The sequence below is a fragment of the Rhizobium sp. A22-96 genome (assembly GCF_053521805.1).
Map to the genome: position 1 here is coordinate 793,538 of NZ_JBNWDQ010000001.1, position 25,577 is coordinate 819,114.

Below are 25,577 nucleotides of genomic sequence, written 5' to 3' on the forward strand. Positions count from 1 at the left end.
CATCGATCCCTTCAGATGCCTTCGCCGTCTTCAAGCGAGTTGCGGCCGCCGGCAAGTCCGTTGACGAAACGGCGGATACGGGCGTTCGTCGACTTCTGGAAGATATCCTCGGGCGCCCCCTGGTCAACGATAAGGCCATTCTCGGTGAAGACCACGGCATCGCTGATTTCTTCGGCAAAGCGCATTTCGTGCGTCACCAGGATGCTGGTCATGCCTTCCTTGACGAGATCACGAATGACGGCAAGCACCTCGCCGACGGTTTCGGGATCGAGCGCCGAAGTCACCTCGTCGAACAGCACAAGATCGGGTCGCATCGCTAAGGCCCGAGCGATCGCCACACGCTGCTGCTGGCCGCCGGAAAGCTGTCCGGGATAGACGCCCGCCTTCTCGGACAGGCGTACCTGCGCCAGCAGATCGCGGGCGTGACGTTCGGCTTCGGTCTTGCTGACACCGAGAATTCGTGTCGGCGCCAGCGTGATATTGTCGAGCACGGACAGGTGCGGAAAGAGATTATACTGCTGGAAGACGATCCCGATCTTCTGTCTGAGCTTGATACGCTCGGCCTCGCTGCGCATCTGGTCGACGCGCGCGCCGTTGACCGTGATGCGCCCGGTCTGCGGCGCAACCAGCGCATTGATGCAGCGCAGGATCGTCGACTTGCCGGAGCCGGACGGGCCGATGATCGAAACGGTCTGGCCGCGCGCAACCGTCAGATCGATGCCCTTCAGGACCTCGGTCGATCCAAAGGCGAGATGCACGTCGGCCAGTTCGACGATCGGATTGATCTGAGCTTGGCTCATGCCGGCTCCTTTAAGCTTTGAGGCGGCGCTCGAGGCGGCGCGTCAGGCTGGAAATGGGATAGCAAAGGGCAAAGAACGCCGCCATCACGACGAGATAGGCAAGCACGGTGAAATCCAGGCGGCGCACGGCGGTGCTGGCATCGGTCGCCGCATGCAGCAATTCATGGACGCCGACCAGCGAGGCGAGCGCGCTTGCCATGGTGATCGAGGCGAACAGATTCATCCAGGGCGGAAGCGAGCGGCGGGCGCATTGCGGCACGATGATCCAGCGCAGCGCCTGCATCCGGGAAAAGCCGAGCCCCTTCGACGCCTCCCACTGCGTTGTCGGGATCGACTGGATAGCGCCGCGTGTGATCTCGGCAACATACGCGCTGGCCGGAATGGCAAGCCCGATGACAGCCTTCACCCAATCGGGAAACGGCAGATAGTGGCCGAAGACGACGATTTCGAAGGGGAAAATATAGGTCGTCGCGAAGATCAACACGAGATGCGGCGCATTGCGGAAGATCTGGACGTAGGCAACCACCGGATAGCGGACGATCTTCAGCGGCGTCAGCTCGAGAATGCCGAGCGCCACGCCGACCAATGTACCGCCTGCCATTGCGAGCAGGCTGATGAGGATATTCATCAGGAAGCCGCTGCCGAGATAGGGCAGCCATTCGATCAGCACGTGCAGCAGCGAGAGATCGGCGAGAAGCCAGACGACAGCCGCCGCGACCAGAGCGCCAAACGCCCAGGGCAACCAGTTGCTCGAAGGAGCGGGGGAAAGTTTTGCAACGCTCATGTGCCGACCCCGAAGCCCGGCACGGCAAGCCGCTTCTCGACCCAGCGCCCGATCCTCGCCACGGCAAAATTGATGGCGCTGAAGAACAGCAGAATGACGATCATCAGCTCGACGACATTATCGCGCTGCGTCCAGACCATGATCGAGGCATAGGTGATCTCGCTGACCGCGATCGCATTGCCGACGGTAGTCAGCTTCACCAGATTGATCATGTTGTTGACGATCGCCGGCAAAGACGCCCTGATGGCAAGGGGTATTGCGACAAAACGCAGGATTTGCAGGCGGGTAAAACCGATCGCACGGGCCGCCTCGACAGTCTGGTCCGGCACAGCCTCGATGCCGGCGCGAAGCGCATCGGCATGGAGCGCGGCCACATGTAGCCCAACGACGGCAATCACCCAGAAGAACGGCGTCAAAGGATTATGCTGTGCGCCGCCAAGACCATTGGAAACGAGCGTGTTCAGCACCAGAAAGCTGAACATCAGCTGCACCAGTGTCGGCGTATTGCGGGTCACTTCGATGAACGCCCTGACCGGCGCGGACAGGGCCTTGCGGCCGGATGTCAGCATGGCGGCGAACAGCAGGCCGAGAATCAGGCTGACCGGAATGAGGATCGCAATCAAATAAAGCGTGGTGATGAAACCACCACGCCAGATCTGCGATTCATAGCCGCTGGCCAGGAACTCGTAGTGGAGCCCGATCTTGCCAGTCCAGTCGATGAAGGTCTGAAGAATCGAATTCCCCATGCAATCCGCTCCTCAAGCGACCGACAAGGTCACTTGCCCTCGAGCTTCTTGTGTTTCTCTTCCAGGAAGGTCGTGTTGAGCAGGCGGTTCGCCTTGGCGTATTCGAGGAGCTTGCCATTGGCATGCAGATCAAGAATTGCCTTGTCGAGCGCTTCGCGCGTGTCGCCATCGCCCTTGCGTAGCCAGATCACCGAATCCGAGGGAACGAGTTCGGTGGGGAACAGGATCTTGTAATCCTTCCAGTCTTCCGGACGATCTTGAAGAAGGAGACCGACGGTCGCGCCGACATGCACGGCAGCGACGCAATTGCCGCCCTGCAGTGCCAGAAGCGATTCCGGCTGGCTCGGGAGCGCCTTCACTTCGGCACCATATTGTTCGATCAGCGGCTGCGTGTAGTTCGAGCCCTGGGAGACGCAAACCGGCTTGCCCTTGAGGTCGCTCCAGTCGTTCAGGCCGCTATCCTTGCGGCCGACAGCGGCGCCACCGCTGCGGTCATAAGGCGTCGGCACGTAATCGAGGATCTTCGCGCGCTCTTCGGTGTACTGCATGTTGGCGATCAGGATATCGACCTTGCCCTGCTGCAGGAACTGCACCCGGTTCGGCGGCGTTACCGTCACCGTTTCCAGCTTGACGCCGAGCTTCTCGGCAAGCGCCTTGGCGATGTCGAGATTATAGCCCTTCTGCTCCTGGCTTGCTGGATCGATATAGCCGAAAGGCGCACCCGACAGAATGACACCGACCGTCAGCGCCCCGCGACCCTTGATGCGATCGAGCGTCGCATCAGCATGCGCGATCGTGGTAAAAAGCGCGCCGCAGGAAAGCGCGGCAGCAAAAATGGCAGCAGATGTTCGCCTGGCAAAATTCATGGGTGTCGGACTCCTTGTCTGCGCGGAACCTAGAGAGGGCGCGCGCGCCGCGCGAGGAATCCCATGCTATTTACTTCGGTATTGACGCAAGGATTATCCACATAAACGATAGATTTTAACATGCTATATCTGCTGTCAGGCCCGCCTCGTTATCGGCAGCCAATGCGATCATTGAAAATCAAATACACTAAGACCCGTCGCCATTTCGTCGAGACCAAGAGGGCGCGTCACCGGTGGCTCCGCTCTCGCCAGACAGCCCTGACGCTCGCACAGCCGACAGGCCGGACCGATCGCCACCGGTGCTGAACCGGTCACACGTCCGTAGGTGACTTCCTCGCGATGCGCAATATCGCAGCCGATGAGAAGCGCCGTACGGCGCACCCTTTCACCAAAGTCCGCCCGAGGACCTTCGACGCTGCGCGATATCGTCAGAAAACCCACCCCATCCGGCATTTCCGTCGCGTCGGCCAGTATCTGTCCCGGCTGAGCAAAGGCGGCGTGAATATTGAGCTTGGGACAGCCTCCGCCGAAGCGGGCTTGCGGAAAACCCTGTGCTCCCGCCTTTCGCAGACGATGGCCGGCACTGTCGATTTCCATCAGGAAAAAGGCGATGCCGAAGGCGCCGGGACGCTGCAAGGTGGTCAGGCGCGTGGCGGCCTGCTCATAGGAAACGCCGAAGCGGGCGCTGAGCCCGTCAATATCGTAATGCAGGCGTTGGGCGGCTGAAAGGTAGGCGCAATAGGGCATCAGCAGAGCATGCGAAGCATAGCGCGCCAGCTCGAAGCGAGCGATGCGCTTGGCTTCCGGCGTCGACAGGGCAAGAGCCTCCAGTTCAGAAGTAATCTCATCGCGCATCACAAGCAGCGAGACTTCGGTCGCGATCTCCCGAAGCTGATCGAAGGGCGACAAGCGTTCCGAAAGGAAGAGGCGCATGGAATGGCGGTCGTAGCGCCGGCGCAGACCCGGCATGGCACGCACCGGCAGCAGGCGCACGGCAATGCCATGCTCGCTTTTCAGCCATGCTTTAAGGGCGCTCGCCATATCATCGCCGGGTGCGAGGTGGGCGTGAAAGGCCTCTGCGGCATCCTCGATACGAGCAAAGAAATTCGCCCTGCCCTGCAGCCGATCGTGGACCTCGTCCAGAGGTAAGCGCGGGCCGGCCACATCAGCAACCCGCCCCTCGCGGCCAAGAAGTTCGGCGAGATCGGACAGCCGCGCCGCCTGTTCGCGATAGGCTCGGTAAAGCCGGATCATGCCATTCGCGGCATTGGGCGCAATTTCGGCAAGCTCGATCAGCTCCTGATCGGCGGGGATTTCGCCGACCAGTAGCGGATCGGCAAAGATCTCGCGCAACTGCCCGGCATTACCGCTCTGTTCACCCTGCAGTTCATCAAGGTCGATCTTGTAGACCGACGACAGCTTCAACAGCAGCTGAACGGTCAGCGGCCGTTGGTTGCGTTCGATGAGATTGAGATAGGACGGCGAAATCTCAAGGGCTTGCGCCATGGTCGTCTGCGTCAGACCAAGCCCCATACGAACGCGTCGAACCCGAGGGCCTGCAAAGATCTTGCGCTCAGCCATTTGTCATTCCTTTTACAAGAATCGTCCAAAGTTGAGATTTACAATATTTACAAATTTACCGAAGATTGCTGTCAACGATAGCACATCATAACCCTTTTATCTAATGGTCTCCTTTGGTTTTTCTGGCCTTTCGCGCGCATTCTTGTAAATCTAGTCATGTATCCCACAATGATCAAACGGCGGATAGAAGAGCATCAGGAGATTGTCATGACAGATTTTTACAAACTGATCCCAGGCGCGCCAAGCGGGCGTTTCGATGGTGTCGAGCGCCCCTATACCGCCGAGGATGTGAAGCGGCTGCGTGGATCAATCACCATTCGCCACTCGCTCGCCGAGATGGGTGCGAACCGGCTCTGGCAGCTCATTCACGAAGAGGATTTCGTCAACGCGCTCGGCGCGCTCTCAGGCAATCAGGCCATGCAGATGGTCCGTGCCGGGCTGAAGGCGATCTATCTCTCGGGCTGGCAGGTCGCAGCGGACGCCAACACCGCCTCGGCCATGTATCCCGACCAGTCCCTCTACCCCGCCAACGCGGGCCCTGAACTGGCAAAGCGCATCAATCGCACCCTGCAGCGGGCCGATCAGATAGAGACTGCCGAGGGCAAGGGCCTTTCGGTCGACACATGGTTCGCGCCGATCGTTGCCGATGCCGAAGCTGGCTTCGGCGGCCCCCTCAACGCCTTCGAGATCATGAAGGCCTATATCGAGGCCGGTGCCGCGGGCGTCCATTTCGAGGATCAGCTCGCTTCGGAGAAGAAGTGCGGCCATCTCGGCGGCAAGGTTCTCATCCCGACGGCTGCCCATATCCGCAATCTCGACGCCGCGCGTCTCGCGGCCGACGTCATGGGTGTGCCGACATTGGTCGTCGCCCGCACGGACGCGGAGGCTGCCAAGCTTCTGACCTCCGATATCGACGAGCGCGACCAGCCCTTCGTCGATTATGATGCAGGCCGTACGGTCGAGGGCTTCTACCAGGTCCGAAACGGTATCGATCCGTGCATCGCCCGCGCCGTGGCTTACGCGCCGCATTGCGACCTCATCTGGTGCGAGACGTCGAAGCCGGATCTCGAGCAGGCGCGCCGGTTTGCAGAAGGGGTGCATCGCGTTCATCCCGGCAAGCTGCTTGCCTATAATTGCTCGCCGTCCTTCAACTGGAAGAAAAATCTGGATGACGCGACAATCGCCAAGTTCCAACGCGAGCTGGGCGCGATGGGCTACAAGTTCCAGTTCATCACGCTTGCCGGCTTCCATCAGCTGAACTTCGGCATGTTCGAACTTGCTCGCGGCTACAAGGCCCGCCAGATGGCCGCCTATTCCGAATTGCAAGAAGCCGAATTTGCCGCAGAAGCCAACGGCTATACCGCCACCAAGCACCAGCGCGAGGTCGGCACCGGCTATTTCGACGCCGTGTCGCTGGCGATCACCGGCGGCCAGTCTTCCACCACGGCCATGCATGGCTCGACCGAGCACGCGCAGTTCAAGCCGGCAGCAGAGTAACACTCAATTCGACAGGAGGAGAATGACATGCCATCGATAGCACGCGTTCGCGAGAGAGCCGAGGAGCAATCTCTCACCATGAACACCGACCAGCAGGCCGTCATCCGTATGCTGGCGAATGAACTGCACCGCCTCAACCAGGCCGTCATGAATGCGGTCGAAGCTGGCGTCTCCGTCGAGCTCGTCCGCTCTTCCCGCCACCACGGTGGCGACGGCAATTGGGGCGATTTGCTGATCCCCGTCGTTGTCACCAATGCGGCGCGGCCGGCCTGACGATTGCACTCTCCAGTCAAACTTCGGGCCGCGCCGTCAATCGACGAGCGGCCCGCTTTTATGACTTCACGACACGGAGTGAGATCAGGATGGAGTGTCGCTTGAAAAATCGGAGAACGCCTGCGCGATGACCTCGGCACCAGCGCCGGACGCGACGAGGGCTGCCAGCAGGATTCTTGCCTGCCCGGGCCGCAGCGTCGAGGAATGAACTGCGCCGGCATCGGCGAGATCATGTCCGCCGCCGCCGCCGCCATAGCTCGAAACGAGCAGTCCGTCCGGCACCCGGCTCGACACCACGACAGGCACGCCGACACCGGCACAGCGCCTGACCGCTTCGACCAGACGCGGATTGGCATTGCCCGAGCCGAGAGCGGCGAGAACGATGCCATGGGCGTCGGCTCTGATACTGGCATCCACATGCACCGAGTCGCAACCCGGATAGATCGCCACAACGTCGACACGCACGCTATCGAGCGCTGCGGCAAGGCGCGGGCTCTGCGGATTTTCAAGCGGGCGTGATTGCCGGAAGGCATCGGCAACATCCGAAGACTGCTTGTAGAGCCCCCATGCAGGCAAAAGCCGACCGCCAAAACAGACAAGCACGCCGCGACCTGCATTCTCGGGATCGGTTGCGGCAACGACTGCGGCCGCAAGATTGGCAGGCCCGTCAGCCCTGGGGTGATCCGCGGTGAACTGCGCGCCCGTGAACAGCACGGGCTTGGTCAGTTCATACTGCAGATGGACGAGCAGCGCCGTCTCTTCCATCGCATCCGTGCCGTGCAGAACGACAATGCCGCTCACGTCGGCATCCTGCAGAAGCTCGCCAATCTTGTCGCTGATCCGCTGCATATCCGTGAGGGTCATGCTCGCGGAATCCTTTGCCATCAGTTCGATGGGCCGCAATGCGACCGGCATTTCGGGAAGAAGAGACAGCAGGCTCTTCCCCGACAGCGACGGCGTACTCGCGCCGTTATCGGCGCGCTCGCTCGCAATGGTTCCGCCGGTGGCGATGACTGCCACCAGCGGATTGATCTTTCCGGCCGTCAAGATTGGCCTCGCTCGGCGGCCAGCCGATGGATGCGGTCACGCAGCAGATACCAGCCGATCACCAAAGCCGGCACGATCAGGATCAGCGACGCGATCGTCCATGTCCCAACCGGATAATCCAATGCCATCAGCACCAGCACGGCAAACAGGAACAACAGCGTCAAAAGGCCGGTATAGGGCGCGCCGAACATGCGGAAATCCGGCCGCACCATCTCGCCGCGCTTCGACAGCTTCCAGAGTTTCAGCTGGCAGAGCACGATGACGGCCCAGGCCGAAATGATGCCCAGGGCTGAAAGGTTCAGAGCGATCTCGAAGGCCGACGAAGGAACAACGGCATTGAGCGCCACACCGATGACGGTCACTGCGGCGGTAACGGCAATGCCGCCATAGGGCACGCCGGCCTTGTTCATCTTCGCAAGCGCTGCAGGCGCCGAGCCGGAAACTGCCATAGAGTGCAGGATGCGACCGGTGGAGTAGAGGCCGGCATTCAGCGAGGACAGCACGGCGGTCAGCACCACAAGGTTCATGATGATGTCTGCCCCCTTGATGCCGACGGCGCCGAAGAAGGTGACGAAGGGGCTCTCACCGGACTTGTAGGCGGTGTAGGGCAGAAGCAGGGACAAAAGCAGGACAGAGCCGACATAGAAGATCAGCAGGCGGGCAACCACGGTGCGGATCGCGCGCGGCATGACCTTGCGTGGATCTTCGGTCTCGCCCGCTGTCGTGCCGATCAGCTCGATCGATGCATAGGCAAAGACCACGCCCTGTATGATGACGAAGGCCGGCAGGATGCCATTGGGGAAAAAGCCGCCGCTATCGCTGATGATGCTGAAACCAGCCGAATGACCTGCCACCGGGGTGCCGGAGACGACGAAATAGATGCCGATGACCAGGAAGCTGACAAGCGCCAGCACCTTGACCAGGCTGAACCAGAATTCGAGCTCACCAAAGACCTTGACCGACAGAAGATTCATGCCGAGCACGATCACCAAAGCAATCAGCGCGAAGACCCACTGGTCGATGCCGGCAAGCCACGGAACATAGTGCTTGAAGAAATTCATGTAGAGCGCAACGGCCGTGACATCGGCAACCGAGGTCATGGCCCAGTTCAGCCAATACATCCAGCCAACGGCAAATGCCATCTTCTCGCCATAGAACTCACGGGCATAGGAGACGAAGGAGCCGGAGCTTGGGCGATGCATAATCAATTCGCCAAGCGCACGCAGCACCAGAAAGGCGAAGAAGCCGCAGATCGCGTAGACGAAGATGAGGGCCGGGCCTGCCGCTGCGAGCCGACCGCCTGCGCCGAGGAAAAGACCGGTGCCGATAGCGCCGCCAATGGCGATCATCTGGATCTGCCGCGGCTTCAGCGCCTTGTGGTAGCCAAGATCTTCATTGGCCGGCGGCCGGCGGTCCGCCGGGATATTCTCAGTGGTTTCGACTGACATTGCTCCTCCCTTGAGCCGTTGTCTGTGGGCGGGTCCCGGGGTGCTCCATTCGCACCCGCCTGGATGCCTTCCGCTTCGATCGAACCATCGATCAAGACTTATGATCGGCGGCGATCCTGTAATGCTGTATGACAGATTTTTTCCTCTTAGTAATAGAACCACTGCGATGTCAAGCCGGCCATGAGCTTATTGACGCGCTTGGGCGTAGCGGATAACAGATTCATAAATCTGTCTTACAGCTTGACAGATATGGCGAGCCGGACCTTAGGAGGATAATGTGGTCGCGACGCGAAGTGAGTATGATCTGCTGGGCACGAAGGATATTCCGGCCGAGGTTTATTGGGGGGTGCACACCGCACGCGCCGTGGAAAACTTCCAGGTAACGGGCACGCCGATCGGGCGTTACACGCATCTGATCCGCGGCCTCGCCTTCGTCAAGGAAGCCGCCGCCCTTGCCAACCATGAGCTTGGCCTGCTCGACAAGCAAAAGCTCGACGCCATTGTGCGGGCCTGCCGCGAAATTCGCGCCGGCGAGCTTCACGAGCAATTCGTCGTCGATGTCATCCAAGGCGGCGCCGGCACCTCGACCAACATGAACGCCAACGAGGTCATCGCCAATCGGGCGCTTGAGTTGCTCGGCTACACCAAGGGCGACTATGCCCATCTGCACCCGAACGACCATGTCAATCTCAGCCAGTCCACCAATGACGCCTATCCGACAGCCGTCAATGTCGCGCTGATCGAAGCAATCGACGGGCTGGCCTCGGCAATGGAGATCCTGCAATTGGCTTTCGCGCGTAAAGCCAGGGAATTCGATAGCATTCTGAAGGTCGGGCGCACGCAGCTACAGGACGCCGTGCCGATGACCCTCGGCCAGGAATTCCGGACCTTTGCCGTGATGCTCGGCGAAGACCGCTCACGCCTCATCGAATCCACAGCTCTGCTGCATGAAATCAATCTCGGCGCGACCGCCATCGGCACCGGCCTCAATGCGCCGGTCGGCTATGCAGCACTCGCCTGTAGTCATCTCGCACGGCTGACGGGCCGTCCGCTGGTGACAGCCAGCGATCTGATCGAGGCCACGCAGGATCCCGGCGCCTTCGTGCATCTCTCCGGCGTGCTGAAGCGTGTCGCGGTCAAATTGTCGAAGACCTGCAACGACTTGCGCCTGCTGTCTTCCGGCCCCCGCGCTGGCATCGGTGAAATCAACCTGCCGGCGATGCAGGCCGGATCGAGCATCATGCCGGGCAAGGTCAATCCGGTGATCCCGGAAATGGTCAACCAGGTCGCCTTCTCGGTGATCGGCAACGACATCACCGTGACCATGGCCGCAGAAGCAGGACAGCTGCAGCTCAACGCGTTCGAACCGATCATCGTGCGCTCACTGTCGGAAAGCATCACGCATTTGACGGCGGCCTGCCATATCCTTGCCGAACGTTGCGTCGACGGCATCACCGCCAACCCGGCCATCATGGCGCAGCGCCTGCAGGAATCGATCGGCCTTGCGACCGCGCTCAACCCGCTCATCGGCTATCAGGCGGCGACACAGGTCGCTCGCGAGGCGTTGGCAACCGGGCGCACCGTGCCCGAAATCGTGCTGGATCATGGACACCTGACCGCAGAGCAGCTTTTCGAAGCGCTCCGGCCAGAGCGGCTCGCCAACCTGCCCGCAGCCATCAACGGTGCGGCGGATCCTCACCTATAATGGTGGTCACCACCTGCTTGACCTGACCGAGATGGGCCTCCATCGCGGCGATGGCCTCCTGCTCCGAACCCGCCACGATCGCCTCGGCGATCTGGCGGTGCTCGACATTAGAGGCGACACGCCGTTGCGCCATCATGTTGACAAGCTCCGATTGCTGCATCAGCGCGTCGCGGGCATCCGTGACGATCTTGGCGAAGACGGCGTTTCCGGAGGCTTCCGCGATCATGCTGTGGAATTCGGAGTCGAGTTGCACCCACTTGTGAGGGTCTTCCTGGACGTCCATCTCGTCGCATAGTTCCAGCAATCGTGCCAGTTGAGCATCCGTGCGCCGCAACGCTGCCCAGCCGGCGGCCGGCACCTCGATGAAAGGCCGCGCCTCGATGAGATCGCGCGCCGAATAGCGGCCATAGTGCAATTCAGCGCTGGGTGCCGACGTGACCACGAAAGTGCCGCTGCCCGTGCGCGTCTGCGTAAGCCCCAAGGTCTGTAGCGAGCGCAGCGCTTCGCGGACGATGGGGCGGCTCACGCCATAGCGGCTCGCAAGCTGCGCCTCGGAGGGCAGCCGTGTTCCCACAGCCAACCGTCCCGATGTAATTGCCGAACGAATATCTTCGAACACCGCCTCAGCGGCGTTCTTCCGACTGATCGGACTTGTAAAAGATAACCAATCAGTCACTTCACCCATGACACTCAACCTTCATAAACATTCGATGCTTGTCAAGGATCGCGGCCGGAACTGCCGATTCCGTGGCACGCCCAACCTCAATCCGAATGATCGCCGGCATAGACGCGTTTCAGGAAACCGACAAAGGTTTTCAACTCCTTATCCGAGAAACGTTCGGTGAATTTGCGCTCATGCGCCGATATCAGCTGGCGACACGCGGTGAGCATATCCTGCCCGGCGCCTGTCAGGATCAATTGCTGGCGACGTCGATCGACTGGAGACGGCCGACGCTCCACCAGATCGCGATCTTCCAGCCGGTTGACCAGCGCCATCATCGTGGCACGGTCCATGCCGAGCGTTGCGGCGATATCGATCTGGCTCGCGCCCTCGTTCTCTGCGATCAGCTCCAGCACGGCGACCTGCTTCTGCGTCAAACCAAGCTCTTCCATGGCTTTGGAAAAGTCATGATAGAGCGCGACATTGGCCATGCGCAGGTGAAATCCAAGGACATTTTCCAGGCGGCCGAGATCGATCCGGCGCAGGTCGTCCACGCTTTCCGACCGTTGGCTTTTCTCATCGCTTTTTCCGGCCGCCATCATTCCTCCATGGCGGGTGCCGCCCGCGAACGCTGCTAGCCTTACAAGCATAATTTCATGTGCGCAGCAAATTTCCCTTGTGACGGATGGGATTATTATTGTATGTGTTACGTACAAATTTCGCTTGAGGAGAAGCGAAATGGAGGAGCACATGCAAGAGGTACCGCAACGGGTGCAGGCGGAAATCGGTCCGGTCGGATTGGAGACGGACGACCCTCTTGTCTTCCGGGCCAAAATCGCCCCAGACCATCAGGCGCTGATCGAGGCAGCGACAGGCAGAGAGTTGAGCTATGGCGAACTCGATGAGCTGGTGTCGCGCTGCGCGGGCTTCCTTGCAAAAGCCTTCCCTGACCGCGAAGACCATCCGCGCATTGCCTATCTCGGCCGCAACTCGATTGCCGAAATCGTCGCATGTATCGGTTGCCAGCGTCGTGGCGCAATCTTCATACCCCTTAATTGGCGGCTCAGCACAGCGGAGCTTCAGCAGATCCTTGCGGACTGCCGCCCGCATATGCTGATCGTCGATCAGGAATTCGGCGGTGTCGCCGGCGAGATCGGACCGACCTTGCCGCAAGTCCTGACTGTGGAGGGTGCCGAAGGGTTTCTCTCGCGCCTGAAGACTTCGGACCGCCATGCCGGCCCACAAATTCCGGCGGATACGCCCTGCATCATTCTCTACACCTCCGGCACGACAGGCACGCCGAAGGGCGTGATCATCACCCGGCGCAACGCCTTCTCCTCGTCGATCAATTTCGCTCTCGTCGGCGAGGTGACGGCGCGATCCGTGACGCTCTGCGACCTGCCCTTCTTCCACACGATCGGCATCATCGCCATCGCGCGCACGACGCTGCTCATGGGCGGACGGCTTGTGATCTCGGATCGCTTCCAGCCGGAGCGGACACTCTCCCTCCTCGCCGATCCCGCTCTCGGCGTGACGCATTATTTCGCCGTGCCACAGATGGCGTCGGCATTGCGCGCATCGCCCCATTGGAATCCCGCCGCTTTGAAAGCCTTAAGGGCCATCTTCATCGGCGGCGCCCCGCTTTCGCCTGCCCTGATCGAGGGATTTCTCCAGGATGATATTGCCCTCGTCAACGGCTACGGCATGAGCGAAGCGGGTACCGTCTTGCACATGCCGCTCGACAAGGACATGATCGCTGCCCATCGCGGCAGCGTCGGCTTTGCCGCACCACTGACCGATGTGCGCCTCGTGTCGCCGGACGGCACGGATGTTGCCGATGGTGAAGTGGGCGAGATCTGGCTGCGCGGGCCGGCCGTGACACCGGGATACTGGAACAAGCCGAAGGAGACGGCAGCCGCCTTTGTCGATGGATGGTATCGAACCGGCGATCTCGGCAGGCGTGACGAGACAGGCCTGATCTACATACCTGACCGGTTGAAAGACATGTTTATCAGCGGTGGCGAGAATGTCTTTCCGGCCGAAGTGGAAGCTGTCATCGCGACACATCCAGCCGTGCGCGATGTGGCCGTCATTGGCATTCCGGATGCGCGTTGGGGCGAGAGCGGTGTTGCTTTCGTCGTACCCGCCTCCCCCGAAACGATCGCTGAAGACATCCTCAGCCACTGCGCCGCCCGCCTTGCTACCTTCAAACGCCCGTTGCGCGTCGTCTTCGTTGAAACCATTCCGCGCACCGCATCCGGCAAGGCGCAGAAACACATCCTCAGGCAATCGCATGTCGACGCCGATCCGCGGCCGCTCTGACCGCCGGGCAAAATTCCAGAAACAACGAACATGTGCAGGAGAAACAGATGACGGAAACAGAGAAGACAACGGCCGATCCGGTGCTCGTCGAATTCGACGGCGGCATCGCCTTCGTGACACTCAATCGCCCCGATAAGCGCAATGCGATGAACCCCGCACTCAACAGGCGCATGCTCGAGGTGCTGGACGATCTCGAAGGTGACGAGCGTTGCGGTGTTCTCGTTCTGCGAGGTGCCGGCTCATCCTGGTCGGCCGGCATGGATCTGAAGGAATATTTCCGCGACAATGACGGCAAGCCGCGCGATGCGACGCTGAAGAGCCGCAGACAATCCGGCGGCTGGTGGAGCCGGCTGATGTATTTCGAGAAGCCAACGATTGCCATGGTCAACGGCTGGTGCTTCGGCGGCGCCTTCACGCCGCTTGTGGCGTGCGACCTGGCGATCGCGGCCGACGAAGCCACCTTCGGCCTTTCTGAGATCAACTGGGGCATCCTGCCCGGCGGCAACGTCACGCGCGCCGTTGCCGAAGTGATGAACCACCGCGATTCCCTCTACTACATCATGACCGGGGAAACCTTCGGCGGGCAAAAGGCCCGTGACATGGGCCTCATCAATGAATCCGTGCCGCTCGATCAGCTCGAAAGCCGCGTCCGCACCATCTGCTCGACACTTCTGGAAAAGAACCCGGTCGTGCTCAAGGCCGCAAAGGACACATTCAAACGCGTGCGCAACCTGCCCTGGGATCTGGCCGATGACTATATCTACGCCAAGCTCGAACAGATGCTGTTTCTCGACAAGACGAGAGGACGCGACGAGGGCCTCAAGCAGTTTCTCGACGACAAGGCCTATCGGCCGGGCCTTGGCGCCTACAAGCGCTAGCCGGTAGAGGTAGAATTCGCGGCGGCCAATCAGCCATTGGCCGCCGCAATTTCGTTCGCTCAGAATGGATAGTGCTGTGCCGAATCCTCGATGGTGATCCATCTGAGATCGGTGAACTCGGCAATTGCCGCCTTGCCACCGAAGCGGCCGTAGCCGCTGCCCTTGACGCCGCCGAAGGGCATCTGCGCTTCATCGTTCAGAGTCGGGCCGTTGATATGGCAAATGCCGGACTGGATGCGTCCGGCCACAGCAAGAGCCCGCTGCACATCACGGCTGAAGACAGCCGACGACAGGCCATATTCGGTGTCGTTGGCAACGCGCACTGCCTCGTCCTCGTTCGCCACACGGATGATCGGCTTTACCGGCCCGAAGGATTCTTCCGAGTAGACGCGCATGTCGGGCGTGACAAAGTCGAGCAGTGTTGCTTCGACCACGGTGCCCGTGCGCTTGCCGCCGGCCACCAGCTCGGCTCCCTTCGCCTGCGCGTCGGTGATCAGTTCTTCCATCTTCTTGGCTGCATCGAGGCTGATCAGCGAACCCAGCACCACATGGCCGCGCGGATCGCCGGCAGGCAGCGAGCTGGCACGGGCCGCAAGCTTGGCGACGAAGGCGCCGGCGATTGCCTGATGCACGATGATGCGCTCGGTCGACATGCAGATCTGGCCCTGATGCATGAAGGCGCCGAAGATCGCCGCGTTGACGGCGCCGTCAATATCGGCATCCTCAAGCACCACCAGCGGCGCCTTGCCGCCAAGTTCCAGCAGCGCCGGCTTCAGATGCTTGCCGCTGAGTTCGGCGATGATCTTGCCAACCTTGGTCGAGCCGGTGAAATTGACGCGCCGTATTGCCGGATGAGCGATCAGCGCCTCGACGATTTGAGGCGCGTCCTCCGGCGCATTGGTGATGACGTTGATGACGCCCGCCGGCAGGCCGGCTTCCGTCAGGGCCGTCGCGATCAGTCGCTGCGTGCCGGGGCATTGTTCGGAAGCCTTCAGGATCACCGTGTTGCCGCAGGCAATCGGCATGGCGATGGCGCGCGTTGCCAGGATGACAGGCGCATTCCACGGCGCGATCGCCAGGCAGACACCGGCCGCCTGACGAACGCCCATCGCAAGCGTGCCGGGCTTGTCGGACGGAATGATCTCGCCGCCGATCTGCGTCGTCATGGCCGCCGCCTCGCGCAGGATGTTGGCGGCAAGCATGACGTTGAAGCCGGCCCAGGGCGCCGTTGCCCCCGTCTCCTCCATCATCAGCGCCGTGAACTCGCCGACCTTGGCGTCCATGATATCGGCCGCCTTTGCCAAGATGGCGCGACGCTGGCCGGGGCCGGTGCTCGACCAGGCCGGAAAGGCATTGGATGCAGCTTCGATTGCTGCCGCCACATCCTCAAGCCCGGCCGCCGGCGCCCGGCTTGCCAGCTTTTCTGTGAAGGGGTCCAGGCGGTCATAGGTTCGGCCGCTAGCGGCTGGTCTGTCGACGCCATTGATGAGAAGGGAAATATTCATCTCGTGTCTCCTGATGCGAAGGATGTCTAAAAGCCGAGCACGTCGGCATTTATGGAGGCTTCCAGCCCGCCATCGGTGGGAAGATTGGCGCCATTGATCCAACGGGCGCCGTCCGAGCACAGAAACAGGACGGCCGGCGCGATGTCGGTCGACGTCCCTGCCCGACCGACGCGCGTGATGTCGCTATCGACGCGCGCGTCCCCGAGCACGGCGCGGAACTGCTTGAGGATCGGCGTTTCCACTGGCCCCGGGCTGACGGCATTGACGCGAATTCCGCGATCCCTGAAGAGAGGCTGGTGTGCGGCCCGCATGGTCCAGAGAAGCAGAAGCTCCTTGGACAGGGGATAACCCTCCTCATCCTTCAGCCCATGCTCGCTGACGAGAGAAGCGACATCGGGAAAGCCCTCGATTGCCGTCAACGCCTTCGCCCGCTCCAGATTGACCCGCCAGCCATAGCCGGCGATCGAGGCGACGTTGACGATCGCACCACCCTCGCGCAGGTGAGGCACGACGGCTTCCGATAGGGCGCGCAGGCCGTAGAAATTGACCGCGAGCGTTGCTGCCACGCCGGTATTTCCGGAAAGCCCAGCGACATTGGCCAGCGCATCGATGCGGTTGGGCAACTGCCGGGCGATGTCTGTGACGCCGCCGGCGGTCGAGATATCGCCCTTGATGAAGGAGCTGACGCCCGAGGACGGTTCGCGCATGTCTACGCCGATGACGTCGGCGCCCATTTGTCCCGCAAGTTCCGCGGTGCGCGCACCGATGCCCGAGGCGACCCCGGTAACGAGGATGGTCTTGCCGAAAAGCATAATTTCACCTTTCTCATAAAACACGACGACAGATGCCGCCGCTATTGTTTGTCCTTGAACAGATCCGAAAACGTCAGCCGATATCCCACAGGCAGCAGCTGCAGATCGAAGCGTCGCTCGATCGCGCCCCAGAGGCCCTGCGGTAGATAGAGCGAGAACAGCAGCGCTGCGGCGCCAAGGCCGACCAGATACCAGACGCCCGTTCCGCCGAAGACGGTCTCGACGACGAAGAACAGCACGGCGCCCAGGATCGCGCCCTCGAACTTGCCGATGCCGCCGACCAGGACCATGAAGATCATGTAGGCGGTCCATTGCACGCTGAAATAGGTCTTGGGTTGGAAGGTGACCGCGGTTGCCAGCCAGAGCCCGCCCGCAACGGCGATGCCGAAGGCGGCAAGCACGAAGAGCAACCGCTTGGTTGAGGCCACGCGCACGCCGACGGAGGTTGCCGCATCCTCATTGTCGCGGATCGCCTGCATCGCAGCCCCTGCCCGGCTGCGCATGAGGGCAAAGAGCGCGCCGAGCAAGGCAATCATGGCGGCAAGCGCCAGCCAGTAGATCACGACGCGACGCGTGCCGCTCTCATAGGCGTTGAGTGCGATGAGCGAAGTGCCCGTTTCTCCCTGGATGAGCCGGTCGAGATTGACAAGCAGATGGGCAAGCTCGGCGATCACCCACATGCCGATCGCAAACTCTCCGCCCTTCAGCCGCAGCATGAACCATGAAAGCGGAACGGAGAGAATGCCAGTGATAACAGCAGCCACGAAGAGCGACACGAAGGGATCGAGCCCCGCATCCGCCAGCCGGATGGTAAAATAGGCACCAAGGCCGAAGAAGACCTGTTGGCCGACGGAAACGAGGCCGCCGAAGCCTGCGAGCGCATTCCACATGGCAGCCAGGATCACGTAGATGAAGAGCGCCGTCATCCGATCGATAGCGCCGGCTCCCAGGAACGCGGGCGATGCGGCCAGCAGGATCGCCGCAATTGTCATGACAGCCAATGTCAGGCGGGACGATGCCGTCCAGCGTTCGACTGAAATTCCGGGTGCGATCACGGTCATGTCGGGCTCCGAAGAAGAGCACGGATCCTGCCGAGCCCGGGCATGCCGAACCGGTGGAGCCGAACGAAGAGAACGAGGAGAAAGGCGACATGGCCGCCGATCAGGAAGCCTTGCGGATGGATCTGTGCACCGAGGGATTGCGCCAAGCCGAGGACAATGCCGCCGACCAGAGTTCCCCACAGCGATCCCGCGCCGCCGATCACGGCCGCCTCGAAGGCGAACAATAATTGCGGGCCGCCCGAATAGGGATTGAAGGTCGCACGCATCGCCAGGAAGGCGCCGGCAATGCCGACCGTGACCATGGTGATCGCGGTTGCAACCGCCTTGACCTTGCGGGCATCGATACCGACCAGCCCCGCCGTATCCGGGTCCTCCGCCGTGGCGCGGATGGAACGGCCGAGCGCGAAACGGCTCAAGAAGAACTGAAGGCCGCCGAGGATGACGATCGCGGTCACCATCATCAGCACGGCGAGTTTGCCGACGAAGATATGGCCCGGCAATTGCCATGAGGCGTAGGACAGATTGCCAATGAATGGCGCCAGCGAGCGCGTGTCGGCGCCGAACTGCTCGAACAGCAGATTGTCGATGACGATCGACAGGCCAAAGGTCGTCAGGATCGGCAGCAGCGTGCCGCCGCGCGCACTGCGCTCGAGCACGAACCTCTGCAACAGCCAGCCGAGCACGGCCATGCCGGGCAAAACGATCAGTAGGCCGGCAAAGGGCGGGACGCCGAGTTTCGCGGCGAGCAGCCAAAGGCCGTAGGCGGCAACAACGGCAAGGCTGCCATGGGCGAGATTGATGATGCGCATGACCGAGAACATGAAGGACAGTCCACAGGCGATGACGGCATAATAGCCGCCGAGCAGAATGCCTTGAATGAGGGTGTTGATCATGAGGCATTCCTTTCAGCGGCGTGCCTGTGGAGCCCGAAATAGGCCTGAGTGACCTCCTCGCGCGTCACCCCATTGGCCGGCCTGTCGAGCACGATGCGCCCTTCGAGCATGCAGATGACACGGCTTGCGACGCCCATGGCGCGCGCCAGATCCTGCTCGACGAGAATGATCGTCGCGCCCGACGACAACAGGCTTTGCAGCTGCTGATAGACGCGGTCGACCACCAGCGGCGACAGGCCGAGCGACACTTCGTCGAGCAGCAGGATATCAGGATTGCTCATCAGCGCCCGGCCGATGGCGGTCGCCTGCTGCTCGCCGCCGGAGAGATGCCCGGTCTTGGCGTGGCGGCGCGGCTTCAGGTTCGGAAAGGCATGGAAGATCCGCTCGACAGTCCACTCGCCCTTGCGGCCGGCGCTTTTGCCGAGCAGCAGATTTTCCTCGACTGTCATTTGAGAAAACAGCCGCCTTCCCTCCGGCACCAGGGCAATGCCCCTGGCGATCCGCTTGTGCGAGGGAACTGCGGTAACATCCTCGCCATCGAGCATGATCTGGCCGCCGGCCGGAAGGTGAGCGCCGGCAATGGAGCGCAGCAGTGTCGTCTTGCCGGCGCCATTGGCACCGACGAGCGCCAGCACCTCACCCTTGGCCAGATTGAAGCTGACGTCGCGCACGGCCTGCAACAGGCCGTGGCGGACATCCAGATTGCGAATGGAAAGGATGCTCATGCGGGCGCTCCTCCAAGATAGGCGCGCACCACGTCGGCATCAGCCATCACAGCCTTTGGATCACCATCGGCAATGATCTTGCCGGCATCCATGCAGATCAGCCGTTCGACGACCTGCAGCAGAATGTGGACCATATGCTCGATCCAGACGATGCCAATGCCGCGCCGGCGTAGTTCAAGAATTGTCTCCACCAGCTCGCTCGCCTCGCCATCAGTCAACCCACCACCAATCTCGTCGAGCAGCAACAGCCGGGGGCCGGTCGCAAGCGCCCGGGCAAGCTCCAGACGTTTGCGATCGAGCAGGCCAAGCGTATCGGCACGGCGATTGGCAACGCCGAGCATGCCGCAGAGCCGCAGAGAATCGGCAACCCGTTCATAGGCCTCCTCGCGGCTTGATGTTTTGCCATGCGAGGCGGCAACAAAGACATTCTCGAAGGTCGTCATGCCGCTGAAGGGTTTCGGGATCTGATGCGTTCTGACAAGCCCGGAGCGGCAACGGTCCGCCGCCGTCAGCGCCGTGACGTTCTGGCCGCCAAAGGTGATGGTTCCCGCGTTCAGTGGAAATGCACCGGCCAGCGCGCTCAGGAAAGTCGTCTTGCCGGCACCGTTCGGACCGACAATGCCGACGGCATCGCCCTCGCCCATCGAGAAGTCGAGGTTTTCCAGAACCACAAGCGCTCCGAAGCGCTTGTGGATCCCTTTGGCTGACAGGAAATTCCGTCCCGGCCGCTGTTGTTCTCTAGCCTGCACCATGCGTTATCCGTTGTAAGCGATGAGTTTGGCGCCGACCGGCACGTTCGGATCGGTGGCGTGCTCGGTCACGACATAATCGAGCGCGAATTTCGAGCCGGCCGGCGCCTTGACCCATTGCGTGCCGATGATCGGTCCCGGAGAGACGTTGGCGACCGGCCCGCTGGTGAAATCGACCTTGCCGGCGATCGTCGTGGTCTTCAGCGTGCTCATTGCCTTAGCAACGGCCTCCTTGCTCTTGACATCGGAGGCGGCCTTCAGCGCGTCGAAGCCGGCATCAAGCAGCGACAGGCTGGCGCCAAGCTGCTGTGTCCATTGCTTGCCGCTCGCCGCCTCATAGCCGTCGGCCAGTTCGTTGCCGGAAACACCCGTCAGCGACGATTTGTAGGGGAAGGCCTTGTGCCAATAGGCGGCGCTGGCGATGTTCATGCCGAGGTCGCCCAGCGCCTCGATATCCGATGGGAAGAGGCCAGTCTTGGCGACCTGGCAGATCTTGATCTGCTGCGTCAGACCCTGCTGCGCCGCCTGCCGCCAGAAGGCCGCGAAATCCGGCGGGATCGGGAAGCTGTTGAAGATCTCCACGCCCTCCTGCCTAAAAAGCGCGATCTGCGAGGAGAAGTCGGTCGTGCCGGTCTCGTAGGCGCCGGGGTCGACGATGGTGAAGCCGGCCTTGGCAAGCGCCGGCGCCAGATTGGCGCGGATCGCATTGCCATCGGCATCGTTCGGATACATGACACCGACCTTCTTGTTGGTCTCGATCAGGTTCCACTGCGAAATATAGGTCTTGAGGAACTCACCGACGCCGAAGCCGAAATGATAGGTCCACTTGAACGGCGACGGCGCACCGGGCTTGGCGCCGCGGCCGAAGTACCAGGCTTCCCACGGCATGACTGTCGACAGGCAAGGCACGCCCGCCGCCTCGCAGGCATCTGCCACAGGATTGATTGTCTCAGGCGTCGAGACCACCAACATCAAGTCGATGGCCTGATTGTTGATCAGGTCCTTCGCCAGTTGTCCGGCGCGGGACGGATCGGATTGCGTATCGCGGTCGAGGATCTCCACCTTCCATGTCTTGCCGCCGGCCTGCAATCCGCCCGCGAGCGCCTTGCGCGCAAGCTCCAAAACATAGCCATCAGTCTCGCCGAAGCCTCCGAGCGGGCCGGTACGCGGGCTGATGAAGCCGACCTTCAGCGTGTCATCGGCTGCAAAGGCCTGCCGGCCGCCCAGGGCCATGGCGGCAGTGCCTGCTGCTGTGACGGCCATAAAGCCACGCCGTGTCATTCCACCGTTCAATATCGTCCTGTTGAAACTACCAGTCATGAAATAATCCTCCCTTGTTGTCGGAGCCCTCTTACTCCGCATGTCCCAGTCCTTTGCCGATCAGGCGCCCCGGAAGGCTCAGATCGGATATTGCCGTTTGCCCGATGCAAGCGTGATCCAGCGCAGTTCGGTGAATTCGTCGATTGCCCCTTTGCCACCGAAGCGGCCGTATCCGCTCGATTTGACACCGCCGAACGGCATTTGCGGCTCGTCGGCGACTGTGGCTTCGTTGATGTGGCAGATCCCGGTCTCGATGCGCCTTGCGACCGAAAGCGCCTGGTTTATATCGCGGCTGAACACAGCCGAAGACAGGCCGTATTCGTTGTCGTTGGCGACGGTGATCGCCTCGTCGATGCTCTCGACCCGGATGATCGCGGCGAGTGGTCCAAAGCTCTCCTCGCGGTAGATCCGCATCGCCGGCGTCACCTGGTCGATGACAGTAGCGTCGATCAGCGTGCCATGCGCCTGCCCTCCGCAAGCCACAACCGCACCTTTCTGCGTCGCGTCCTCCACCAGGGCACGAACGCGCCTTGCGGCCTCCGCAGTAATCATCGTTCCGAGCGGCGTGTTGCCATCGCGCGGATTGCCGGCAACAAGCGTCATAGCCTTTGCCTTGAACTTCTCGACGAACTCGTCGGCGATCTCTTCCATGAGGATGATACGCTCGGTCGACATGCAGATCTGGCCCTGATTCATGAAGGCGCCGAAAGCGGCGGCCCGCACCGCCTCGTCGATGTCGGCATCGGCAAGCACGATGAACGGCGCCTTGCCGCCAAGCTCCAGCAAACAGCGCTTGAGGTGGCGTGCCGACGCTTCTGCAATCAGCCGCCCGACGCGCGTCGAGCCGGTGAAATTGATCCGGCGCACGGCCGGATGCGCAATCAAGGTCTCGACGATCGCTGCCGCATCCTTGGGCGCATTGGTGATGACATTGACGACGCCCGGCGGAAAGCCGGCCTCGCGCATGACCTCGCCGATCAGGCAATGGGTGCGGGGGCAAAGTTCGGATGCTTTCAGGATAACGGTGTTGCCGCAGGCAAGTGGCAGGGCGATGGCACGTACGCCGAGGATGATCGGTGCATTCCACGGGGCGATGCCGAGGCAGACCCCGGCCGGCTGGCGCACCGCCATGGCGAGGCTGCCCGGCTCATTGGACGGGATGATTTCGCCCGCGACCTGCGTCGTCATAGCGGCTGCCTCGCGCAAGATATCAACGCCGAGATTGCAGTTGATCCCGGCCCAGAGCGCGGTCGCGCCGGTTTCACCGACCATCGCCTCGACAAAATCTGCCGTGCGGGCGGCGAGAATATCAGCAGCCTTGTTCAGAAGCGCCCGCCGTTCGCCCGGCCCTGTCTGCGACCAGGAAGGAAAGGCTGCGGCGGCAGCGCAGGCGGCGCGGGACGCGTCTGCAACGGAAGCGGCCGGCGCGATGGTTGCGACATCGCCGGTTGCCGGATCGAGGGATTCGAAGGTGGCGGCGTCGGACGCATCCAGCGCTTCATCATCGATTAGCAGTTTTGCCACGAACATGGCGCTCGTCCGCTGTTGGCAGGCTCTACCTGCATTGATCTGAATGAGAGAAAGCGCGCACGGTCAAACGCGGCCGGGATGCAGCCTTGCGTGACGAAATCTTTTGTGCGGAGGCCTCCTCCCAAAGGCTCATGGGGGAAGACTACGCCCTTGCTGCGTGCTTTGAATGTGATTTTCTGGGTTAATATTGTAATTACCTGGCAATCATGTCACGTTCTCGTCATGCCATGCAAAGGAGGATGCATTGGTTTCCGACAGCGGCATCCATCTTCATGCACGCGGAGAGTGGCGCGAGCCCTCGTTGACGCCTCGCACGATCCGTTTCCAAAATGGCCTCTACACCCAATTCCATCACCTGTTCCTGCTGCAGGTGGGGACGGCAACACTCATTCTCGAAGGTGAAGACCGAAGGGCCTTGCTTGGGCCGACCATCGCCTATCTGCCGCCTCAGTCACGCTGCGAGCTGCACATGGCGGCCGGTGCCGCCGGTTTCATCATCGGTGCCTCGCCGCAGATCGTGGTCGACGCGATCGGTGATCGGGCGGAATCCTACGCGCTTAGAATCTTCAGCGAAAAGCCCTGGTTCATGGCAGAGCCAGACGCCGCTGCCGTTGGCGAGGTGCAACCGCTCCTGGCCGGCGTCGTCCGCGAACTCGGTGATCCCGCGCGCGCATCATGGATGGCGATTGCAGCCTATATGCGCCTGATCCTGATGGCACTTTGGCGGGCCGGCGGCGCGGAAACCGCCGAGCAACGCGGACGCGGCGGAAGCGCATCGGTGCTGCAGAGATATCGGCAACTGGTGGAGACATGGTTCCGACAGCATCGACCGATGACGGATTATGCCCGCGAACTCGGCGTAACCACCGATCGCCTGCACTCCATCTGCCGCAGCGCGCTTGGCCGCTCGCCGGTGCAACTGCTGCATGAACGGCTCGTGCAGGAAGCGAAATTGCGGCTGGAGCGCTCGGCGCGAACGGTCCAGGAGATTTCCGATGGGCTCGGCTTTCGCGACCCCACCTATTTCAGCCACTTCTTCAAGAAGAAGACGGGTTTTTCGCCGGCCACCTATCGAGACGTCGCCCGTAAGAGCGAGGTCTCGGAAGGCACCCTCTCTTCGGGCTATGCCGACTGGCCGTGACGGCGGCTATCATCAAGCGATCAGCCCCTTCATGGGCAGGACATGGTCGGAGCCGGGGAAGACGTCGCGGGTCAATATCGCCGGCGAGGCACCGAGCAGATCGACGGCGATGCCCTTGATGACCGCGCGCAGATCGGTCGTGGCCGCCAGATCGCGGCCATCGCGCAGTTGCGCCTGCTTGAGGCCGGGCCAGTCGGCGATTACCCGGCCACCCTTGATCGCACCGCCGGCGAGGAATGCCGTCGTTCCCGTCCCGTGATCCGTACCCTCGGTGCCGTTGACCTGTGCGGTACGGCCAAACTCCGTCGCAACGACGATAGCCGTGTCCTTCCAGGCGGGACCGAGTTCCTGCTGGAACGCGGCAAATGAATTGTCGAGACCGACGAGCAGCTTGTTCAGCCGGTCGACCTCGCCGGCATGGGTATCCCATCCTTCAAAGGCAAGCGCTGCCACGCGAGGACCGTCATCCTGCGCCAGCAAGCGTGCGGCCCCCCTTGCCATCTGCTCCATCCCGGTGGGATCGCCGGGGCCGCCTCTTGCCTTGACATCAAGGCCGGCCGCAATTTTGCCGGTGGAAATGCCCTCGGCAAGGATCTTTGCGAACAGGGGGTCGGTGTGGTTATAGAGATCCATCAGGCGCGGCGGCAGATCGTCGCTGACGGGCTGCAGGTTGGACGGCGACCAGCCCAGCACCGGCGCCTTGCCGCGAATGACCAAAGGCGCATTGGCTCCGACAGACAATCCGCGGATGCCGGAAGAGCCGGGCGAGACCTTGTCGCCCTTGGGCAACCCTTCCAGCATCCGGTTCAACCAGCCCGAATCGACGCGACCGGGCATCTCATAACCGGATTCCAGCACATCCTGACCGTCGAAATGCGAGCGGTCGCGGTAGGGAGTGGCGCTGGCGTGAACGACGGCCGCCTGCCCTGCGCGGTAGAGGCCGTTGAAGTTCGGCATCGACGGATGCAGCGCGAAAAAGCTGTCGAGCGGCAGCGCCGCATGAGGGCCACTCGTGGTCATGGCGATTGCCTGACGCAGCGCTTCGTAGTCCGGATCGCCGACGGGTGGCACGGCCGTCAGGCCATCGAGCGCGCCACGCAGGATGATCGTGATGAAACGCGGATCGCGGCCACCGGCGGCATGGGCGAAACGGGGAATGAACGCCCAGGCAAACAAGGCGCCGGAAGCACCAAGAACGGCTCGGCGAGTGGGAGTCATGAGTTCGCAAGTCAT

At 61.8% G+C, this 25,577-nt stretch carries 24 protein-coding genes; 6 read left to right on the forward strand and 18 right to left on the reverse strand.

Annotated elements, in window-relative coordinates:
• Positions 1-11: 11 nt before the first annotated feature.
• From ACQZ6F_RS03580 to ACQZ6F_RS03600, 5 genes are all read right to left on the reverse strand, one after another.
• A complete protein-coding gene (locus tag ACQZ6F_RS03580; RefSeq protein ID WP_449092682.1) occupies positions 12-800 on the reverse strand; it encodes an amino acid ABC transporter ATP-binding protein in 789 nt (262 codons plus the stop codon).
• A 10-nt stretch (positions 801-810) separates the two neighbouring features.
• A complete protein-coding gene (locus tag ACQZ6F_RS03585) occupies positions 811-1,584 on the reverse strand; it encodes an amino acid ABC transporter permease (RefSeq protein ID WP_449092683.1) in 774 nt (257 codons plus the stop codon).
• Positions 1,581-2,330: an amino acid ABC transporter permease gene (locus tag ACQZ6F_RS03590; RefSeq protein WP_449092684.1), complete on the reverse strand. Its 750-nt coding sequence runs from the start codon at positions 2,328-2,330 to the stop codon at positions 1,581-1,583. Before ACQZ6F_RS03590 ends, ACQZ6F_RS03585 begins: the two co-directional genes overlap by 4 nt.
• Positions 2,331-2,359: 29 nt before the next feature.
• Positions 2,360-3,196, reverse strand: coding sequence for a transporter substrate-binding domain-containing protein (locus tag ACQZ6F_RS03595; RefSeq protein WP_449092685.1), 837 nt, complete (start codon positions 3,194-3,196; stop codon positions 2,360-2,362).
• A gap of 168 nt (positions 3,197-3,364) precedes the next feature.
• Positions 3,365-4,777: a helix-turn-helix domain-containing protein gene (locus ACQZ6F_RS03600; RefSeq protein ID WP_449092686.1), complete on the reverse strand. Its 1,413-nt coding sequence runs from the start codon at positions 4,775-4,777 to the stop codon at positions 3,365-3,367.
• Positions 4,778-4,984: 207 nt separating this feature from the next.
• Between ACQZ6F_RS03600 and aceA the strand changes: the two genes are divergently transcribed.
• Together aceA and ACQZ6F_RS03610 are read left to right on the forward strand one after the other, a co-directional pair.
• Complete coding sequence (gene aceA, locus ACQZ6F_RS03605) at positions 4,985-6,274, forward strand: isocitrate lyase (protein ID WP_068394078.1); 1,290 nt, start codon at positions 4,985-4,987, stop codon at positions 6,272-6,274.
• Positions 6,275-6,301: 27 nt separating this feature from the next.
• Positions 6,302-6,547, forward strand: coding sequence for an SMc00767 family acetate metabolism repressor (locus tag ACQZ6F_RS03610; RefSeq protein WP_068393668.1), 246 nt, complete (start codon positions 6,302-6,304; stop codon positions 6,545-6,547).
• Between the two features lie 84 nt (positions 6,548-6,631).
• On the opposite strand, the gene ACQZ6F_RS03615 is transcribed toward ACQZ6F_RS03610, so the two are convergent.
• Both ACQZ6F_RS03615 and ACQZ6F_RS03620 read right to left on the reverse strand, forming a co-directional pair.
• Positions 6,632-7,594, reverse strand: a complete 963-nt coding sequence (locus ACQZ6F_RS03615; protein WP_449092687.1) for an asparaginase domain-containing protein — start codon at positions 7,592-7,594, stop codon at positions 6,632-6,634.
• Positions 7,591-9,042 carry an amino acid permease gene (locus ACQZ6F_RS03620; RefSeq protein ID WP_449092688.1) on the reverse strand — a complete coding sequence of 484 codons (1,452 nt, stop codon included), beginning with the start codon at positions 9,040-9,042 and terminating at the stop codon, positions 7,591-7,593. The genes ACQZ6F_RS03615 and ACQZ6F_RS03620 overlap by 4 nt, the downstream gene beginning before the upstream one ends.
• Before the next feature lie 277 nt (positions 9,043-9,319).
• Between ACQZ6F_RS03620 and ACQZ6F_RS03625 the strand changes: the two genes are divergently transcribed.
• Positions 9,320-10,747, forward strand: coding sequence for an aspartate ammonia-lyase (locus ACQZ6F_RS03625; RefSeq protein WP_449092689.1), 1,428 nt, complete (start codon positions 9,320-9,322; stop codon positions 10,745-10,747).
• Here ACQZ6F_RS03625 and ACQZ6F_RS03630 read toward each other — a convergent pair.
• Together ACQZ6F_RS03630 and ACQZ6F_RS03635 are read right to left on the reverse strand one after the other, a co-directional pair.
• Positions 10,719-11,432 carry a FadR/GntR family transcriptional regulator gene (locus tag ACQZ6F_RS03630; RefSeq protein ID WP_068393676.1) on the reverse strand — a complete coding sequence of 238 codons (714 nt, stop codon included), beginning with the start codon at positions 11,430-11,432 and terminating at the stop codon, positions 10,719-10,721. The two genes, ACQZ6F_RS03625 and ACQZ6F_RS03630, sit on opposite strands and share 29 nt — an antisense overlap.
• A 77-nt stretch (positions 11,433-11,509) precedes the next feature.
• The gene (locus ACQZ6F_RS03635) at positions 11,510-12,007 is read right to left on the reverse strand and encodes a MarR family winged helix-turn-helix transcriptional regulator (RefSeq protein ID WP_141683727.1); all 498 of its coding nucleotides are present in this window, start codon (positions 12,005-12,007) and stop codon (positions 11,510-11,512) included.
• A gap of 151 nt (positions 12,008-12,158) precedes the next feature.
• Here ACQZ6F_RS03635 and ACQZ6F_RS03640 point away from each other — a divergent pair, with 151 nt between their 5' ends.
• Both ACQZ6F_RS03640 and ACQZ6F_RS03645 read left to right on the forward strand, forming a co-directional pair.
• Positions 12,159-13,730 carry an AMP-binding protein gene (locus tag ACQZ6F_RS03640; protein ID WP_449092690.1) on the forward strand — a complete coding sequence of 524 codons (1,572 nt, stop codon included), beginning with the start codon at positions 12,159-12,161 and terminating at the stop codon, positions 13,728-13,730.
• 47 nt (positions 13,731-13,777) lie between these two features.
• A complete protein-coding gene (locus ACQZ6F_RS03645) occupies positions 13,778-14,608 on the forward strand; it encodes a p-hydroxycinnamoyl CoA hydratase/lyase (protein ID WP_077467828.1) in 831 nt (276 codons plus the stop codon).
• A gap of 59 nt (positions 14,609-14,667) precedes the next feature.
• Here ACQZ6F_RS03645 and ACQZ6F_RS03650 read toward each other — a convergent pair whose 3' ends face one another.
• The 8 genes from ACQZ6F_RS03650 to ACQZ6F_RS03685 form a co-directional block, all read right to left on the reverse strand.
• On the reverse strand, positions 14,668-16,113 hold the full coding sequence (locus ACQZ6F_RS03650) for an aldehyde dehydrogenase (protein ID WP_449092691.1): 1,446 nt from the start codon (positions 16,111-16,113) through the stop codon (positions 14,668-14,670).
• A 26-nt stretch (positions 16,114-16,139) separates the two neighbouring features.
• A complete protein-coding gene (locus ACQZ6F_RS03655) occupies positions 16,140-16,925 on the reverse strand; it encodes a coniferyl-alcohol dehydrogenase (RefSeq protein WP_449092692.1) in 786 nt (261 codons plus the stop codon).
• A 41-nt stretch (positions 16,926-16,966) separates the two neighbouring features.
• Positions 16,967-17,986 (reverse strand): branched-chain amino acid ABC transporter permease, encoded by a 1,020-nt coding sequence (locus tag ACQZ6F_RS03660; protein WP_449092693.1) that lies wholly within the window; start codon positions 17,984-17,986, stop codon positions 16,967-16,969.
• Positions 17,983-18,879, reverse strand: coding sequence for a branched-chain amino acid ABC transporter permease (locus ACQZ6F_RS03665; protein ID WP_449092694.1), 897 nt, complete (start codon positions 18,877-18,879; stop codon positions 17,983-17,985). Before ACQZ6F_RS03665 ends, ACQZ6F_RS03660 begins: the two co-directional genes overlap by 4 nt.
• A complete protein-coding gene (locus ACQZ6F_RS03670) occupies positions 18,876-19,604 on the reverse strand; it encodes an ABC transporter ATP-binding protein (protein WP_449092695.1) in 729 nt (242 codons plus the stop codon). The genes ACQZ6F_RS03665 and ACQZ6F_RS03670 overlap by 4 nt, the downstream gene beginning before the upstream one ends.
• Entirely contained in the window at positions 19,601-20,356 is a 756-nt protein-coding gene (locus ACQZ6F_RS03675) for an ABC transporter ATP-binding protein (protein ID WP_449092696.1), read from the reverse strand. The genes ACQZ6F_RS03670 and ACQZ6F_RS03675 overlap by 4 nt, the downstream gene beginning before the upstream one ends.
• A 3-nt stretch (positions 20,357-20,359) precedes the next feature.
• Positions 20,360-21,673 carry an ABC transporter substrate-binding protein gene (locus tag ACQZ6F_RS03680; protein ID WP_449092697.1) on the reverse strand — a complete coding sequence of 438 codons (1,314 nt, stop codon included), beginning with the start codon at positions 21,671-21,673 and terminating at the stop codon, positions 20,360-20,362.
• Between the two features lie 78 nt (positions 21,674-21,751).
• A complete protein-coding gene (locus tag ACQZ6F_RS03685) occupies positions 21,752-23,203 on the reverse strand; it encodes an aldehyde dehydrogenase (RefSeq protein WP_449092698.1) in 1,452 nt (483 codons plus the stop codon).
• A 244-nt stretch (positions 23,204-23,447) separates the two neighbouring features.
• On the opposite strand from ACQZ6F_RS03685, the gene ACQZ6F_RS03690 reads away from it, so the two are divergent.
• Positions 23,448-24,344, forward strand: coding sequence for a helix-turn-helix transcriptional regulator (locus tag ACQZ6F_RS03690; RefSeq protein WP_449092699.1), 897 nt, complete (start codon positions 23,448-23,450; stop codon positions 24,342-24,344).
• Between the two features lie 12 nt (positions 24,345-24,356).
• Here the strand turns inward: ACQZ6F_RS03690 and ACQZ6F_RS03695 are convergent, their stop codons facing one another.
• On the reverse strand, positions 24,357-25,577 hold the full coding sequence (locus ACQZ6F_RS03695) for a DUF1501 domain-containing protein (protein ID WP_449092700.1): 1,221 nt from the start codon (positions 25,575-25,577) through the stop codon (positions 24,357-24,359).